This is a genomic window from Variovorax sp. Root434 (assembly GCF_001426595.1).
GTDB lineage: Bacteria > Pseudomonadota > Gammaproteobacteria > Burkholderiales > Burkholderiaceae_C > Variovorax.
In genome coordinates, this window is sequence record NZ_LMEK01000001.1 from 486,450 (window position 1) to 500,837 (window position 14,388).

Annotated in this window: 13 protein-coding genes; all 13 read left to right on the plus strand. The window is 67.1% G+C overall.

From position 1 onward, the window contains the following. Window positions 1-14: 14 nt before the first annotated feature. The 13 genes from ASD05_RS02265 (at window position 15) to ASD05_RS02325 (ending at window position 14,388) form a co-directional block, all read left to right on the plus strand. Window positions 15-1,007 (plus strand): PDR/VanB family oxidoreductase, encoded by a 993-nt coding sequence (locus ASD05_RS02265; protein WP_056587010.1) that lies wholly within the window; start codon window positions 15-17, stop codon window positions 1,005-1,007. A 16-nt stretch (window positions 1,008-1,023) separates the two neighbouring features. Continuing rightward, window positions 1,024-2,337, plus strand: coding sequence for an aromatic ring-hydroxylating dioxygenase subunit alpha (locus ASD05_RS02270; RefSeq protein WP_056587014.1), 1,314 nt, complete (start codon window positions 1,024-1,026; stop codon window positions 2,335-2,337). A 120-nt stretch (window positions 2,338-2,457) separates the two neighbouring features. Next, entirely contained in the window at window positions 2,458-2,940 is a 483-nt protein-coding gene (locus ASD05_RS02275) for an aromatic-ring-hydroxylating dioxygenase subunit beta (RefSeq protein ID WP_056587017.1), read from the plus strand. A 7-nt stretch (window positions 2,941-2,947) separates the two neighbouring features. After that, window positions 2,948-4,573, plus strand: a complete 1,626-nt coding sequence (locus ASD05_RS02280; RefSeq protein ID WP_056587021.1) for an AMP-binding protein — start codon at window positions 2,948-2,950, stop codon at window positions 4,571-4,573. Then, on the plus strand, window positions 4,570-5,742 hold the full coding sequence (locus ASD05_RS02285) for a thiolase family protein (RefSeq protein ID WP_056587024.1): 1,173 nt from the start codon (window positions 4,570-4,572) through the stop codon (window positions 5,740-5,742). Before ASD05_RS02280 ends, ASD05_RS02285 begins: the two co-directional genes overlap by 4 nt. Beyond that, on the plus strand, window positions 5,739-6,992 hold the full coding sequence (locus tag ASD05_RS02290) for an SDR family NAD(P)-dependent oxidoreductase (protein WP_056587029.1): 1,254 nt from the start codon (window positions 5,739-5,741) through the stop codon (window positions 6,990-6,992). Before ASD05_RS02285 ends, ASD05_RS02290 begins: the two co-directional genes overlap by 4 nt. A 16-nt stretch (window positions 6,993-7,008) precedes the next feature. Further along, entirely contained in the window at window positions 7,009-7,821 is an 813-nt protein-coding gene (locus ASD05_RS02295; RefSeq protein ID WP_056587033.1) for a cyclase family protein, read from the plus strand. A gap of 139 nt (window positions 7,822-7,960) precedes the next feature. Further along, window positions 7,961-8,695 (plus strand): SDR family oxidoreductase, encoded by a 735-nt coding sequence (locus tag ASD05_RS02300; RefSeq protein WP_056587036.1) that lies wholly within the window; start codon window positions 7,961-7,963, stop codon window positions 8,693-8,695. Window positions 8,696-8,856: 161 nt separating this feature from the next. Continuing rightward, a complete protein-coding gene (locus ASD05_RS02305) occupies window positions 8,857-10,023 on the plus strand; it encodes an ABC transporter substrate-binding protein (RefSeq protein ID WP_056587039.1) in 1,167 nt (388 codons plus the stop codon). Window positions 10,024-10,235: 212 nt separating this feature from the next. Next, the gene (locus ASD05_RS02310; RefSeq protein WP_056587042.1) at window positions 10,236-11,381 is read left to right on the plus strand and encodes an ABC transporter substrate-binding protein; all 1,146 of its coding nucleotides are present in this window, start codon (window positions 10,236-10,238) and stop codon (window positions 11,379-11,381) included. A 22-nt stretch (window positions 11,382-11,403) separates the two neighbouring features. Further along, window positions 11,404-12,723, plus strand: a complete 1,320-nt coding sequence (locus ASD05_RS02315) for an aromatic ring-hydroxylating dioxygenase subunit alpha (RefSeq protein ID WP_056587044.1) — start codon at window positions 11,404-11,406, stop codon at window positions 12,721-12,723. After that, a complete protein-coding gene (locus ASD05_RS02320) occupies window positions 12,720-13,184 on the plus strand; it encodes an aromatic-ring-hydroxylating dioxygenase subunit beta (RefSeq protein WP_056587047.1) in 465 nt (154 codons plus the stop codon). Before ASD05_RS02315 ends, ASD05_RS02320 begins: the two co-directional genes overlap by 4 nt. 40 nt (window positions 13,185-13,224) lie before the next feature. After that, window positions 13,225-14,388, plus strand: a complete 1,164-nt coding sequence (locus tag ASD05_RS02325) for an ABC transporter substrate-binding protein (RefSeq protein WP_056587048.1) — start codon at window positions 13,225-13,227, stop codon at window positions 14,386-14,388.

Below are 14,388 nucleotides of genomic sequence, written 5' to 3' on the forward strand. Positions count from 1 at the left end.
AAGAGACAACGAAGATGACCGCACCCTCCGCCACCCTCTCGCTGCGCGTCGTCGAAGCGCGGGCACTGAATCCGCTGATCCGCATGCTGCGCCTGCGCGCCGAAGACGGCCGCGCGCTGCCTGGCTTCGCGGCCGGCGCCCACATCCGCGTGCAGGTGTCGCTGCCCGATGGCAAGACCGACTGGCGCCACTACTCGCTCATCAACTTCGCGACCGCGCGCAACGCCACCAACGCGCCAACCGAGTACGTGATCGCCGTGCGCAAGGATGCTGAAGGCCGCGGCGGCTCGCGCTTCATGCACGAGCAGTTGAAAGAGGGCGACACGGTCGCCATCGAGGCGCCGAAGAACGACTTTCCGCTGCACACCGGTCCCGGCGGCACCGTGCTGGTGGCGGGTGGCATCGGCGTCACGCCGCTTGCCACCATGGCCGCGCGCCGCCGCGCCGAAGAGGCGCCGGTGCGCATGCACTATGCCGGCCGCAGCCGCGAGCTGATGGCCTTCCTGCCCGAGCTGCACGCGCTGCTCGGCGACGAGCTGCGCGTGCACGCCGATGCCGAAACCGGTGCGCCCCTCGACATCGACGCGCTGCTCGACGGCGTGCCCGCCGGCGATCGCCTCTACGTCTGCGGCCCCAAGGTCATGCTGGACGCCGTGCTGGCCCGCACCCAGGCGCGCGGCTGGGAACACGACCGCGTGCACTTCGAACTCTTCACCGAGCCGGTCGCGGAAGCGGGCGACCAGCCCTTCGAGGTGGAACTCGCCCAGTCGGGCCAGCGCTTCACCGTGCCGGCCGACCAGAGCATCCTCGATTGCCTGATCGAGCATGGCTGCGACCCTATGTTCGACTGCAAGCGCGGCGAATGCGGTGTGTGCGCCGTGCCCGTGATCGAAGGCGAGATCGAGCATCGCGACTACGTGCTCACCGCCCGCGAGAAAGCGGCAGGCAACGTCATCCAGATCTGCATCTCGCGCGCCAAGGGTGCGCGCCTGGTGCTCGACCTTTGAAGGAGCCACGAGAACCATGCCTTCATACCGAGACAACCCTGAAGCCGTCCGCGCGCTGGTGCGCAACGACCAGGTGCACCGCGACCTGTACACCAGCCAGGAACTGTTCGAGCTGGAGCAGGAGCACTTCTTCGCCAACACCTGGAACTATGTAGGTCACGAGAGCCAGTTGCCCAAGCCGGGCGACTGGATCAGCAACGAGATCGCCGGTCGCCCGCTGATCGTCGTGCGCCACGCCGACGGCGGCGTGCGCGCCATGATGAACCGCTGCGCCCACAAGGGCTCGCGGCTCGTCAACGGGCCGTGCGGCAACACCGGCAAGTTCTTCCGCTGCCCGTACCACGCCTGGACCTTCAAGACCGACGGCTCGCTGCTGGCCATTCCGCTCAAGACCGGCTACGAGAACACCGCGCTGCACGAGTGCGAATCGGCCAAGGGGCTCACCACGCTCAAGCACGTGCGCAGCCATCGCGGCTTCATCTTCGTGAAGATCAACGACGCCGGGCCGGACTTCGACGCGTACTTCGGCGATTCGCTGAGCTCCATCGACAACATGGCCGACCGTTCGCCCGAAGGCGAGCTGGAAATCGCCGGCGGTTGCCTGCGCTTCATGCACCAGTGCAACTGGAAGATGTTCGTCGAGAACCTCAACGACACCATGCACCCCATGGTGGCGCACGAGTCCTCCGCCGGCACCGCCAAGCGCATGTGGGCCGACAAGCCCGAGGACGAGCCCAAGCCCATGGCCGTGGAACAGTTCGCGCCCTTCATGTCCGACTACAAGTTCTTCGAGGACATGGGCATCCGCACCTACGACAACGGCCACAGTTTCACGGGCGTGCACTTCAGCATCCACAGCAAGTACAAGGCGATCCCCGCGTACGACGATGCGATGAAGGCGCGCTACGGCGAGGAGAAGGCTGCGCAGATCCTCGGCATGGCGCGCCACAACACCGTGTACTACCCGAACCTGACGATCAAGGGCGCGATCCAGGCGATCCGCGTGGTGAAGCCGATCTCGGCCGACAGGACGCTGATCGAGAGCTGGACCTTCCGCCTGAAGGGCGCGCCGCCCGAGCTGCTGCAGCGCACCACCATGTACAACCGGCTCATCAACTCACCGTTCTCGGTGGTCGGGCATGACGACCTGCAGGCCTATCGGGGCATGCAGGCCGGATTGCATGCGAGCGGCAACGAGTGGGTCAGCCTGCACCGCGACTACGACGCGTCGGAGCTGAAGGGCGGAGAGATCACCACCGGCGGCACCAACGAGTTGCCGATGCGCAACCAGTACCGCAGTTGGGTCGAGCGCATGACGGAGACGATGTAAATGGCTAACCCCCAAGGCTTCGCGCACTTCGTGTCGCTTCTCCAACCCCCTTGCAGGGGGCAACACCTGCGGCCCGGCAAAGCCGGTTCCGCGGTGTTCCTCGAATGAAGAGGTACTCAAATGACATCGGTGACGCATCAGGATCTGATCGACTTCGTCGTGAACGAAGCACACCTGCTCGACACGCGCCGCTATGAAGAATGGAACGCGCTCTTCACCGACGATGCCTTCTACTGGATTCCGCTGGTGCCCGACCAGGAAGACGGCCTCAACCACACCTCGCACCTTTACGAAGACAAGCTGCTGCGCGACCTGCGCATCGAGCGTCTCAAGAGTCCGCGTGCCTTCTCGCAGCAGCCGCCCAGCCGCTGCCACCATCTGCTGCAGATGCCGGTGGTCGAGCAATTCGACGCCGAGGCAAACCGCTACGTAGTGCGCACTGCGTTCCACTACACGGAGTCGCAGGGCGACGAACTGCAGTTCTACGTCGGCACCTTCTTCCACCACCTCACGGTGCAGGACGGCGCGCTGCGCATGATGCTCAAGCGCGTCAACCTGCTCAACTGCGACGCGGCGCTGCCGGCCGTGCAGCTTTTCATCTAGGGACGCGATGACATACGCGACCGTCCATCAAGTCTTCGCGGCCACCGCGGCGCGCACGCCGCAGGCCGAGTTCCTGTTCACCGAATCGGTGACGGCCGCCGCCTATGGCATCGCGCCCGGCGCGATCCGCTGGGGCGAAGCCGCCGAACAGGTCGAGCGCCTGCGCGCGGCCTACGCGCAAGCCGGCTATGGGCACGGCCACCGGGTCGGCCTGCTGCTGGAGAACCGGCCGGCATTCATCTTCCACTGGCTCGCGTTGAACGCCCTGGGCGTGAGCGTGGTGCCGATCAACGCCGAGATGCGTTCGGCCGAACTGGTCTACCTGATCGGCCACAGCGAAATCGGCCTGGCCGTGACGCTGCCCGAGCGTGCCGGTGACCTGCGCGCTGCGGCTGCGCAGGCCGGCGTGGCCTTCGAGACGATGGGGCCCGACGACGCGGTGCCAAGCGCGAAGACAGTTGCACCGTGCGCCCATGAGCCCATCGGCATCGATACCGAGTGCGGCCTGCTCTACACCTCGGGCACGACGGGGCGACCCAAGGGCTGCATCCTGAGCAATGCCTACTTCCTGCGTGCCGGCGAGTGGTACGCCGCGCTCGACGGGGTCTGCAGCATCCGGCCCGACGCCGAGCGCGTCATCACGCCGCTGCCTCTCAACCACATGAACGCGATGGCGTTCTCCACCATGGTGGTGCTGGTGGCGGGCGGCTGCCTGGTGCAGCTGGACCGCTTCCATCCGAAGACCTGGCTGGCCAGCGCGCGCGAAAGCGGCGCGACCATCGTGCATTACCTCGGCGTGATGCCGGCCATGCTCCTGTCCGCGCCCACCTCGCCGGCTGACCGCGACCACGCCATCCGCTGGGGCTTCGGCGCTGGCGTCGACCGCAAGAACCACGCGCCCTTCGAAGAACGTTTCGGCTTCCCGCTGGTCGAGGCCTGGGCCATGACCGAGACCGGCGCGGCCGCCTGCATCATGGCCAACCGCGAACCGCGCCTCGTCGGCACCAGCTGCTTCGGGCGGCAGGAAGACTTCGTGCAGATCCGCCTCGTGGGCGAAGACGGCAACGATGTCGGGGTCGATGCGCCCGGCGAGCTGCTCGTGCGTTCGGCCGGCGACGACCCGAAACGCTACTTCTTCTCCGGCTACCTGAAAGACGAGGAAGCCACGCGCGAAGCCTGGGCCGACGGCTGGTTCCACACCGGCGACCTGGTGCGGCGCGACCCCGAAGGCAACTTTTTCTTCGTCGACCGCAAGAAGAACGTGATCCGCCGCAGCGGCGAGAACATCTCCGCGGTTGAAGTGGAGAGCGTGCTCAACCAGCATCCGGCCGTGAAGACCTCGGCCGTGGCCGCCACACCCGATGCGGTGCGCGGCGACGAGGTGCTGGCCTGCATCGTGATGCGCGAAGGCGCCGACGCATCGCAGCGTGAACAGATCGCAGCCAGCATCGTCGCGCATGCACTGGACCAGCTGGCGTACTACAAGGCGCCCGGCTACGTGGCATTCGTTGATGCCCTGCCGCTCACGCCGTCGCAGAAGATCCAGCGCGGGCAATTGCGCGAGATGGCGCAGTCGTTGCCGGGGCAGGGCCACTGCATCGACACACGTGCCATGAAGAAGAGGCAAGCATGATGAAGCGACGGCTTTCCTACGAAGGCGTCGCGGTCGCGGTGCCCGTCACCGTGCCTTACGTGCGCTACTCCACGCGCACCGCGCACTGGTTCATCGGCCAGGCCGTCGAGGCGCTGGTCCAGGCCAGCGGCGTGGCCAAGGAGCAGATCGACGGCCTGTGCCTCAGCAGCTTCTCGCTCGCGCCCGACACGGCCGTGGGCGTCACGCAGCACCTGGGCCTGTCGCCGCGCTGGCTCGACCACGTGCCCACCGGCGGCGCTTCGGGCGTGATGTGCCTGCGCCGCGCCGCGCGGGCGGTGCAGGCGGGCGATGCCGACATCGTGGCCTGCGTGGGCGCCGACACCAACCACGTCGACTCCTTCCGCCAGACGCTCGGCAGCTTCAGCAACTTCGCGCGCGACGCGAGCTACCCCTACGGCTCGGGTGGACCGAACTCGATCTTCGCGTTCATCACTGCCAACTACATGCGCACCTACGGCGCGAAGCGCGAAGACTTCGGCCGCATCTGCGTGGACCAGCGCACCAACGCGCTGGGCAACCCGAACGCGATGTTCAAGAAGGCGCTGACGCTCGACGAGTACATGGCCGCGCGCCCCATCTCCGACCCGATCCACCTGTTCGACTGCGTGATGCCCTGCGCCGGCGCAGACGCCTTCCTCGTGATGAGCGAGGAGCGCGCACGCGACCTGGGCCTGGCACACGTCGTGATCCGCGGCGCCATCGAGCGCCACAACGCCTATGCCGAAGACCCGGTGATGGTGCAGGGCGGCTGGCGCAAGGACCGTGATGACCTCTATGCGCAGGCCGGCATCCGGCCAGCCGAACTCGACTTCGTGCAGACCTACGACGACTACCCGGTCATCGTGATGATGCAGTTCGAGGACCTGGGCTTCTGCGAGAAAGGCGAAGGCTCGGCCTTCGTGCAGTCGCACACCATGACCTTTGACGGCAGCTTTCCGAACAACACGAGCGGCGGGCAACTCTCGGCCGGGCAAGCCGGCGCGGCGGGCGGCTTTCTCGGCATGGTCGAGGCGATCCGGCAGTTGACTGATCAAGCCGACAAACGCACGGTGCCCAACGCGCAACTCGGCCTCGTTGCCGGCTTCGGCATGGTGACCTATGACCGCTGCCTCTGTACGGGCGCGGTCATCCTCGGAAGACCCGCATGACCATGCCGATGATGCGCCCGCCGCGCAAGAACCCGGTGCTGCGCACCCGGCAGATGAACCTGCCGCCCGGCGCGCGCGGTCGCGTGGCGCTCGGCCTTACGGCGGCCGCTGCCGAAGGCCGCTTCGAGCTGCAGACCTGCGAGGACTGCGGCACGGTGCAGTACCCGCCGCGCGAGGTCTGCCACAAGTGCCTGTCGGCCGCGCTGCGCTGGCGCCAGCAGAGCGGCGAGGGCGAGCTGCTCGGCAGCACCACGCTGCACCACAGCAACGACCTGTTCTTCCGCGAGCGGCTGCCCTGGCGGCTGGGCCTGGTGCACCTCGATGCCGGCCCGACGCTCATGGTCCACCTGCATGGCGAAGTCGGCGACGCACCTCAGCGCGTGCGTGTCGGCGCCTGGCTCGACCGCGCCGGACAAGCCGTTCTCATTGGTTTTCCGAATGAAGGGAGTGCCCACATGGCCGACGACAAGATGCTGCGAGAAATGACCAGCGACCCCAAGTTCCGCAAGGCGCTGGTGACCGACGGCAAGACCGAGACCGGACAGGCCATCGTGCGTGCGCTTGTGAAGGCCGGGGCCGATATCGTCTGGGTCGGCCATGCCGAGCCCTGGAAGAAGATGGGCGACGGGCTCGACGATATCTCGGCGCTGCCGCAGGTCACGCTGGTCCCACTGGACCTGACCAACGGCCGCCAGGTGACCGAGCTCGCGGGCTCCATCGGCGGCAAGGTCGACATCGTGATCAACAACGCCGAAGTGCATCGCACCTTCGGCATCGGCGCGCGCCGCGGCACCGACGTGGCCAAGGCCGAAATGGACATCAACTACTTCGGCCTGCTGCGCTTGGCGCAGGAGTTCGGCCCCGCGCTCAAGGGCCGCTCGGCCGATGGCGAAACGGGTGCGACGGCTTGGGTCAACCTGCTGTCGATCTACGCGCTCAGCAACTTCCCGCCGCACGGCACCTTCAGCGCCTCGAAGGCTGCTGCGCATTCGCTCGCGCAATGCCTGCGCGCCGAAATGCGCCCCGCGGGCATCCGCGTGATCAACGTGTTCCCCGGCCCCCTCGACGATGAATGGAACCAGCACACGCCGCCGCCCAAGCTGGCGCCCACCGCATTGGCCAACGCCATCGTGAAGGCGCTGCGCGACGGCGTGGAAGACGTCTACCCAGGCGACGTGGCGCAGGAGTGGCTGGAGCGCTGGCGCGATAACCCCAAGGTGCTGGAACGCGAGCTGGCCGCAGGCGGTTGAGCAAAGGAACCCCACGATGACCACTACAACCGAACTGATGTCCGCCGCCGAAATCCTCGGCAGCCTCGTGACCGCGATGGCCAGCGGCCGCATCCGCGTGATCGACCTCACGCAGACGCTCACGCCCGAGTTTCCGCAGATCGCGCTGCCGCCCGAGATGGGGCAGTGCTGGCCTTTCCGCATCGAGGAAGTGTCGAAGTACGACGAGCGCGGCCCGGGCTGGTACTGGAACAATTTCTCCTGCGGCGAGCACACCGGCACGCACTTCGACGCGCCGATCCACTGGATCTCGGGCCGCGACCTGCCGAACAACTCGGTCGACACGATCCCGGTGCAGCACTTCGTGGCGCCGGCCTGCGTGATCGACTGTTCGCCGCAGGTCAAGGACGACCCCGACTACCTGCTGACCCTGGAGGACATCGAGGCCTACGAGGCGGCGCACGGCCGCATCCCGAAGGGCGCTTGGGTGCTGATGCGCACCGACTGGTCCAAGCGCAGCGACCCTGAGGCGTATCAGAACTTCGACGAAACGGGCCAGCACACGCCCGGCCCGAGCACCGAGGCTGTGCGCTTCCTGATCGAGCAGCGCGACGTGCTGGGCTTCGGCTCCGAAGCCATCGGCACCGATGCCGGGCAGGGCTATCACCTGCGCCCGCCGTACCCGTGCCACTACTACATGCACGGCGCGGGGCGCTACGGGCTGCAGTGCCTGAGCAACCTCGACCTGCTGCCGCCGGCGGGCGCGGTGCTGATCTGCCCGCCGCTGAAGATCGAGAAGGGCAGCGGCAGTCCGCTGCGCGTGCTGGCATTGGTGGGAGCTTCGCTATGACTCGCTGTTCCCGCATTGGCTTTGGCTCCTTCTCCCGCTCGCGGGAGAAGGCGGGGGATGAGGGTTCTTCGCCTTGCGCGCACCCTCACCCCAACCCTCTCCCGCGCGCGGGAGAAGGAGCAAGACGCGGAGGCCGGGCATGAGCAGCGCCGCACCCAAGGTCGCGGCCGTCACCGGCGGCAGCGCCGGCATCGGCAAGGCCATCTGCGAGGACCTGCTCGCGCAGGGCTACGAGGTGGTGTCGCTGGCGCGCCGCAAGGCCGAGATCGACCATCCGAAGCTGCACAGCCTCGAGGTCGACCTGAGCGACCGCGCCGCCACGGGCGAAGCGGTGCGTGAACTGGTCGAACGCTTTGCGCCGACCACCATCGTCCACAACGCCGGCGTCATCCGCGCCGCGCTGCTGCCCGACGTGAAGCTCGACGACCTCGATGCGCTGGTCGACCTGCACCTGGGCTGTGCGATCCAGTTCGTGCAAGCCGCGCTGCCCGCGATGCGCGCACAGCGCTTCGGCCGCGTGGTGCTGCTGTCGTCGCGCGCCGCGCTGGGCCTGGCCACGCGAACCAGCTACTCGGCCACCAAGGCCGGCATGCTGGGCATGGCGCGCACCTGGGCGCTGGAACTTGCTGCGGACGGCATCACGGTGAACGTGGTGGCCCCCGGGCCGATCCGCACCGACATGTTCTACGACGTGGTCGAGGCCGGCAGCGAGAAGGAACGCGCGCTCGCTGCCTCGGTGCCCGTCAGGCGCCTCGGCGAATCGGCCGACGTGGCACGCGCCGTGCGCTTCTTTGCCGATGCCGACAACAGCTTCGTCACCGGCCAGGTGCTGTACGTGTGCGGCGGTACCAGCGTCGGCAGCCTGGCACTTTGAAATGACCCCCAGTCTTCGCGCACTTCGTGTCGCTACGCCAACCCCCTTCCAGGGGGCAACACCAGCGGCCCGGCAAAGCCGGTTCCGCGGTGTTCCGCGAAGTGGCATCGCAGCCTCGTTTTCCTTTTCGTCGTCCCTTTGACAACCTCTGGAGCATCGCCATGAAAGTCCTGAACCGAATTCGCACGCTTGCGGCCATCGCTACGGGCCTCGGTGCCCTGAGCGCCGCGGGCGCATGGGCCGCCGATCTCAAGGTCGGTTTCATCACCTCGATGTCGGGACCGGTGTCGTCGCTCGGCATTCCCTACGACAAGGGCATGAAGGCCGCGCTGGCCTACAAGTCGGAAGTCGGTGGCCGCAAGGTGCAGGTGATCCAGCTCGACGATGCGTCCGACCCGTCCACGGCCGCGCGCAATGCGCGCAAGCTGATCGAGGAAGACAAGGTCGACGTCATCATCGGGACGGCCGGCGCACCCGGCTCGCTGGCCATTGCCGGCGTGGCGCGCGAGACGAAGACACCGCTGATCTCCATCGCCAATGCCGACCTGGCCGGCGAGGACGGCGCCTGGATGGTGACGCTGCCGCAGCCCGCACCGTTGATGATGGGCGCGATGGTCGAGAAGATGAAGCAGGCCGGCGTGAAGACGGTGGCCTACATCGGCTACTCCGACGCCTGGGGCGACCTGGTCTACGACGCGCTCATGAAGTCGGCGCCCACGGCCGGCATCAAGGTGGTGTCGAACGAGCGTTATGCGCGCAGCGATTCCTCGGTGGCCGGGCAGGTGCTGAAGATCGTGGCGCTGCGGCCTGATGCGGTCATTACCGGTGCCTCGGGCACGCCCGGCGCGTTGCCCTACCTTGCACTGACCGAGCGCGGCTACAAGGGAAAGATCTACGGCATGCACTCGCTGATCAACCCCGACTTCATCCGTGTCGGCGGTCCGTCGGTCGAAGGCCTGCTGGCGCCTACGGGCCCGGTCGTGGTGGCCGAGCAGCTGCCCGACAGCAATCCGATGAAGAAGACCGCGATGGACTTCCGCGCCGCCTACCAGAAGGCCAACGGCGCGGCGCCGACCGATACCTTCTCGGCCTACAGCTTCGACGCCTGGCTGATCTACCTCGATGCGGCGCAACGCGCGCTGGCGAGCAAGGCCGAGCCGGGCACGCCGCAGTTCCGCCTGGCGCTGCGCGATGCCATCGTGAGCACCAAGGAGCTGGTGGGTACGCACTCTGTCTACAACTTCAAGCCGACAGACCGATATGGGTCGGACGATCGCTCGCGCGTTGTCGTGAAGCTTGAAAAGGGGCAGTGGAAGCTGGTGCCTTGAGATGACGCGCTGTTTTCGCACTTCGATGCGCGGGGGGCATTGTTCGGGGCGTGCTCACGCCGACGGGGTGCCTTGCTCCGCGAATGTCCCCCGGCCTGCGGCCTCCTCCTTTATTTCGCTGCGGGGAGCACCCGATGCCCTGTGCACGCACCCCGAAAGCCGTGCCCCCAAAGCACCTCTGAAACAAGAGCACCCAGCATTGGAAACCTGAGATGAAGAACAAACTGACTCACATCCTCGGCGCCACCGCGCTCACTTTGGCAACCGTGCAAGCCACCGCAGCCGATCTGAAGATCGGCTTCATCAGCTCGCTCTCGGGCCCCGTGGCAGCGCTCGGAATTCCTTACGAGAAGGGCATCCGCGCCGCCATTGCCGAGCACCCCGAAATCGCCGCCCGCAAGGTCCAGCTGATCGTGCTCGACGATGCTTCGGACCCTACGACTGCCGGACGCAACGCGCGCAAGCTCGTGACCGAAGACAAGGTAGACGTGCTCATCGGCACCTCGGGCGTGCCCGGCGCCATGGCCATCGCCGCGGTGGCCAAGGAACTCAACACCCCGCTGATCTCGCCCACGCCGGTGACCATCGCCGGCCCCGAGGGCGCGTGGACGGTGACGGTGTCGCAGCCATTCCCGCTCATGGTCGCGGGCGTGGTCGACCGCATGCAGAAGTCTGGCGTGAAGACGGTCGCCTTCATCGGCTTCTCGGACGCACTGGGCGACCTGGCCTACGACTCGCTCGTGAAGAGCGCCGATGCCGCCGGCATCAAGGTGGTGGCCAACGAGCGTTATGCGCGCAGCGATTCCTCGGTGGCCGGGCAGGTGCTGAAGATCGTCGCGGCCCGGCCCGACGCGGTGTTCGCGGGCAACTCCGGCACGCCCGGTGCGTTGCCCTACATCGCACTGGCCGAGCGTGGCTACAAGGGAAAGATCTATGGCACGCACGGCCTCATCAACGCCGACTTCGTGCGCGTGGGCGGCGCCTCCATCGAAGGCCTGCAGGTGCCCAGCGGCCCGGTGCTGGTGGCCGACCAGTTGCCCGACAGCAACCCGATCAAGAAGGTGTCGATGGGCTTTCGCAACGCCTACCAGAAGGTGAACGGCGCGGCGCCGACCGACGCCTTCTCGTCCTACACCTACGACGCCTACCTGCTGCTGGCCGATGCCGCCTCGCGCGCCAAGGGCGAGCCCGGCACACCGCAATACCGCACCGCCCTGCGCGACGCCATCGTGAGCACCAAGGAGCTGGTGGGTACGCACGGCATCTACACCTTCAAGCCCGGCGATAGCTATGGCTCCGACCGGCGCGGCGTGGTGATCGTGCAGATGAACAAGGGGCAGTGGAAGCTGGTTCCCTGAAAAAAGACCCGGGCCCACGTCGATGACCAGTTACCGCCATCATCCCGAACGCGTCGCCGCCCTCGTGCAGCACGACCGCGTGCACCGCGACCTGTACCTGAGCGAGGAGATCTTCGCGCTCGAGCAGGAGCGCCTGTTCGCGAACACCTGGGTCTTCCTCGGCCATGCGAGCCAGGTGCCCGAGCCCGGCGACTTCGTGGCGCAGGACATCGCGGGCCGGCCGCTGCTGATGGTGCGGCAGCCCGACGGCGCGGTGCACGTGCTCTACAACCGCTGCGCCCACAAGGGCACGCAACTGGTGACGGACGAGAGCGGCAACACCGGCCGTTTCTTCCGCTGCCCGTATCACGCGTGGACCTACAAGCTCGACGGCGCGCCGCTCGGCGTACCGTTGAAGAACGGCTACGAGGGCACGCAGCTCAAGGCGTGCGAGTCGGGGCAAGGGCTGTCGGTGGTGAGGCACGTGAAGGTGTACCGCGACTTCGTGTTCGTGCGCCTCTCCGAAACGGGGCCATCGTTCGAGGACTACTTCGGCGAGGTGCTGGGTGCCATCGACAACATGGTCGACCGCTCGCTCGAGGGCAAGCTCACCGTGGGCGGCGGCGTGCTGCGCAACATCGTCCATTGCAACTGGAAGATGTACCTCGAGAACATCAACGACACGGTGCACCCGATGTCCACGCACGAGTCGGCCACCAAGGCGGCCGAAGCGCTGTGGGAAGGCCATGCGCCCACCGACCCCAAGCCCATGGCGATGGAGCAGATCCTGCCCTTCGGCTCGGGCTACGAGTTCTTCGACAAGATGGGCGGGCGCGTGTTCGCCAACGGGCACAGCGTGCTGGGCGTGAACTTCAGCATCCACTCCAACTATGCGCAGCTGCCGGAGTACGAGGCCGCGATGCAGGCGGCGCACGGCATTGGGCGCGCCACCGAAATTCTGCAGCGATCGCCGCAGAACTCCGTTCTTTATCCGAGCCTGTCGGTCAAGGGCTCGCCGCAGGCCATCCGCGTGATCCGTCCGCTGGCCGCTGACCGCACGCTGATCGAGGCGTGGAGCTTCCGCGCGGCCGGCGCACCCGCGCTGCTGTTCGAGCGCGCCATGAGCTACAACCGGCTCGTGTTCTCACCGATGTCGGTGGTGGCACACGACGACGTGCACCTGTTCGAGAGCATCCAGCAGGGCCTGCGCGCGGGCGGCAACGAATGGGTGAGCCTGCACCGCAACTTCGATGTGGCCGAGCTCGCGCAGTCGACCATCACCACCAACGGCACCAACGAGCTGCTCATGCGCAATCAGTTCCGCGCCTGGGCGAAGTCGATGGCCGTGGAGGCCGCGCCATGACCGACCTGCGCGATTTTGCCGCCCACGAAGCGGCCCTGCTCGACGAGCGGCGCTTCGACGACTGGCTGGCGCTCTTTGCCGATGACGGCCACTACTGGGTGCCGCTGCTCGGCGCTGCGCAGGCCGATCCGTTCTCGCACAACTCGCTGGCCTACGAAGACCGGCTGCTGCTGCAGCTGCGCGTGGAGCGCCTCAAGAACCCGCGCGCGCATTCGCAGCATCCGGCCAGCCACAGCCAGCACGTGCTGCAGCCCTCGCGCATCGAGCACGAGAACGCCGATGAAACGCGCCTGCGCACGCCATTCCTGTACGTCGAAGCGCGAGGCGAATCCCAGATCCTTCTGAGCGGCACCGCGCGCCATCACCTCGTTCGCACGCCGGCCGGCTGGCGCATCCGCGAGAAACGCATTGACCTGCTCAACGCCACGCGTGCGTTGCCGGCCGTCCAGTTGTTCATCTGAGTTACCTGTCCATTCCAACCATCCTCACCGGAGCTACGACATGAAGAGCCTGATGCAGACCTTGACGCGCGGTGCGCTCGCCGCGACGCTGATCGCCTGTGGTGTTGGGGGCGCGCTGGCGGCCGACCTCAAGGTCGGTCTCAGCGTGTCGCTCTCAGGGCCGAATTCCTCGCTGGGCGTGCCTTATGCCAAGGGCATGCAGGCCGCGCTGGCGTACAAGCCCGAAGTGAACGGCCGCAAGGTTCAGCTCATCGTGCTGGACGACGGCTCCGACCCGACCACGGCCGGGCGCAACGCGCGCAAGCTGATCGAGGAGGACAAGGTCGACGTGCTCATGGGCACCTCGGGCGTGCCCGCCGCCATCGCGATGGCGCAGGTTGGCAAGGAAGCGGAGACGCCGATGATCGGCCTCACGCCGATCTTGCTCGACCCGAACGAAAACCCCTGGGTCATGACCGTGGCCCAGCCCACGCAATTGATGATCGACGCCGTGGTCGAGCGCATGAAGCGCAACAACGTGAAGACGGTGGGCTACATCGGCTTCTCCGATGCCTGGGGCGACCTGGTCTACAACGCGCTGATGAAGGCCGCGCCCGAGGCCGGCATCAAGGTGGTGAGCAACGAGCGCTATGCGCGCGCCGACGCGTCGGTGACGGGGCAGGTGCTGAAGATCGTGGCGCTGCGGCCCGACGCGGTGATGACCGGCGGCGCCGGCACGCCGGGCGCACTGCCGTTCCTCGCATTGCAGGAGCGCGGCTTCAAGGGTGGCGTGTACGGCCAGCACGGCTTGATCAACCCCGACTTCGTGCGCGTGGTCGGCGCGGCCGGCCAGAACGCGCTGATGCCCACCGGCCCGGTGATCGTGGCCGAGCAACTGCCCGACAACTACCCGACCAAGAAGATCGCGACCGAGTTTCGGGCCGTGTTCCAGAAGGCGAACAACGCGCCGACCGGCGACGCCTATTCGGCCTATTCGTTCGACGGCTGGCTGGTGTTTGCGGACGCCGCATCGCGCGCCATGAAGAAGGCCGAGCCGGGCACGCCCGAGTTCCGCGTGGCGCTGCGCGACGCCATCTTCAGCACGAAGGAAGTGGTGGGCACGCACGGCGTCTACACCTTCAAGCCCGGCAGCCTCTACGGCGTGGACGAACGCGCCCGCGTGATCGTCAAGCTCGACAACGGCCAATGGAAGCTCGCACCTTGA

Excerpts from the sequence above, each read along its gene's own strand:
- ASD05_RS02265 (WP_056587010.1), top strand. The coding sequence starts at position 15 with ATGACCGCACCCTCCGCCACCCTCTCGCTGCGCGTCGTCGAAGCGCGG.
- ASD05_RS02270 (WP_056587014.1), top strand. The coding sequence starts at position 1,024 with ATGCCTTCATACCGAGACAACCCTGAAGCCGTCCGCGCGCTGGTGCGC.
- ASD05_RS02275 (WP_056587017.1), top strand. The coding sequence starts at position 2,458 with ATGACATCGGTGACGCATCAGGATCTGATCGACTTCGTCGTGAACGAA.
- ASD05_RS02280 (WP_056587021.1), top strand. The coding sequence starts at position 2,948 with ATGACATACGCGACCGTCCATCAAGTCTTCGCGGCCACCGCGGCGCGC.
- ASD05_RS02285 (WP_056587024.1), top strand. The coding sequence starts at position 4,570 with ATGATGAAGCGACGGCTTTCCTACGAAGGCGTCGCGGTCGCGGTGCCC.
- ASD05_RS02290 (WP_056587029.1), top strand. The coding sequence starts at position 5,739 with ATGACCATGCCGATGATGCGCCCGCCGCGCAAGAACCCGGTGCTGCGC.
- ASD05_RS02295 (WP_056587033.1), top strand. The coding sequence starts at position 7,009 with ATGACCACTACAACCGAACTGATGTCCGCCGCCGAAATCCTCGGCAGC.
- ASD05_RS02300 (WP_056587036.1), top strand. The coding sequence starts at position 7,961 with ATGAGCAGCGCCGCACCCAAGGTCGCGGCCGTCACCGGCGGCAGCGCC.
- ASD05_RS02305 (WP_056587039.1), top strand. The coding sequence starts at position 8,857 with ATGAAAGTCCTGAACCGAATTCGCACGCTTGCGGCCATCGCTACGGGC.
- ASD05_RS02310 (WP_056587042.1), top strand. The coding sequence starts at position 10,236 with ATGAAGAACAAACTGACTCACATCCTCGGCGCCACCGCGCTCACTTTG.
- ASD05_RS02315 (WP_056587044.1), top strand. The coding sequence starts at position 11,404 with ATGACCAGTTACCGCCATCATCCCGAACGCGTCGCCGCCCTCGTGCAG.
- ASD05_RS02320 (WP_056587047.1), top strand. The coding sequence starts at position 12,720 with ATGACCGACCTGCGCGATTTTGCCGCCCACGAAGCGGCCCTGCTCGAC.
- ASD05_RS02325 (WP_056587048.1), top strand. The coding sequence starts at position 13,225 with ATGAAGAGCCTGATGCAGACCTTGACGCGCGGTGCGCTCGCCGCGACG.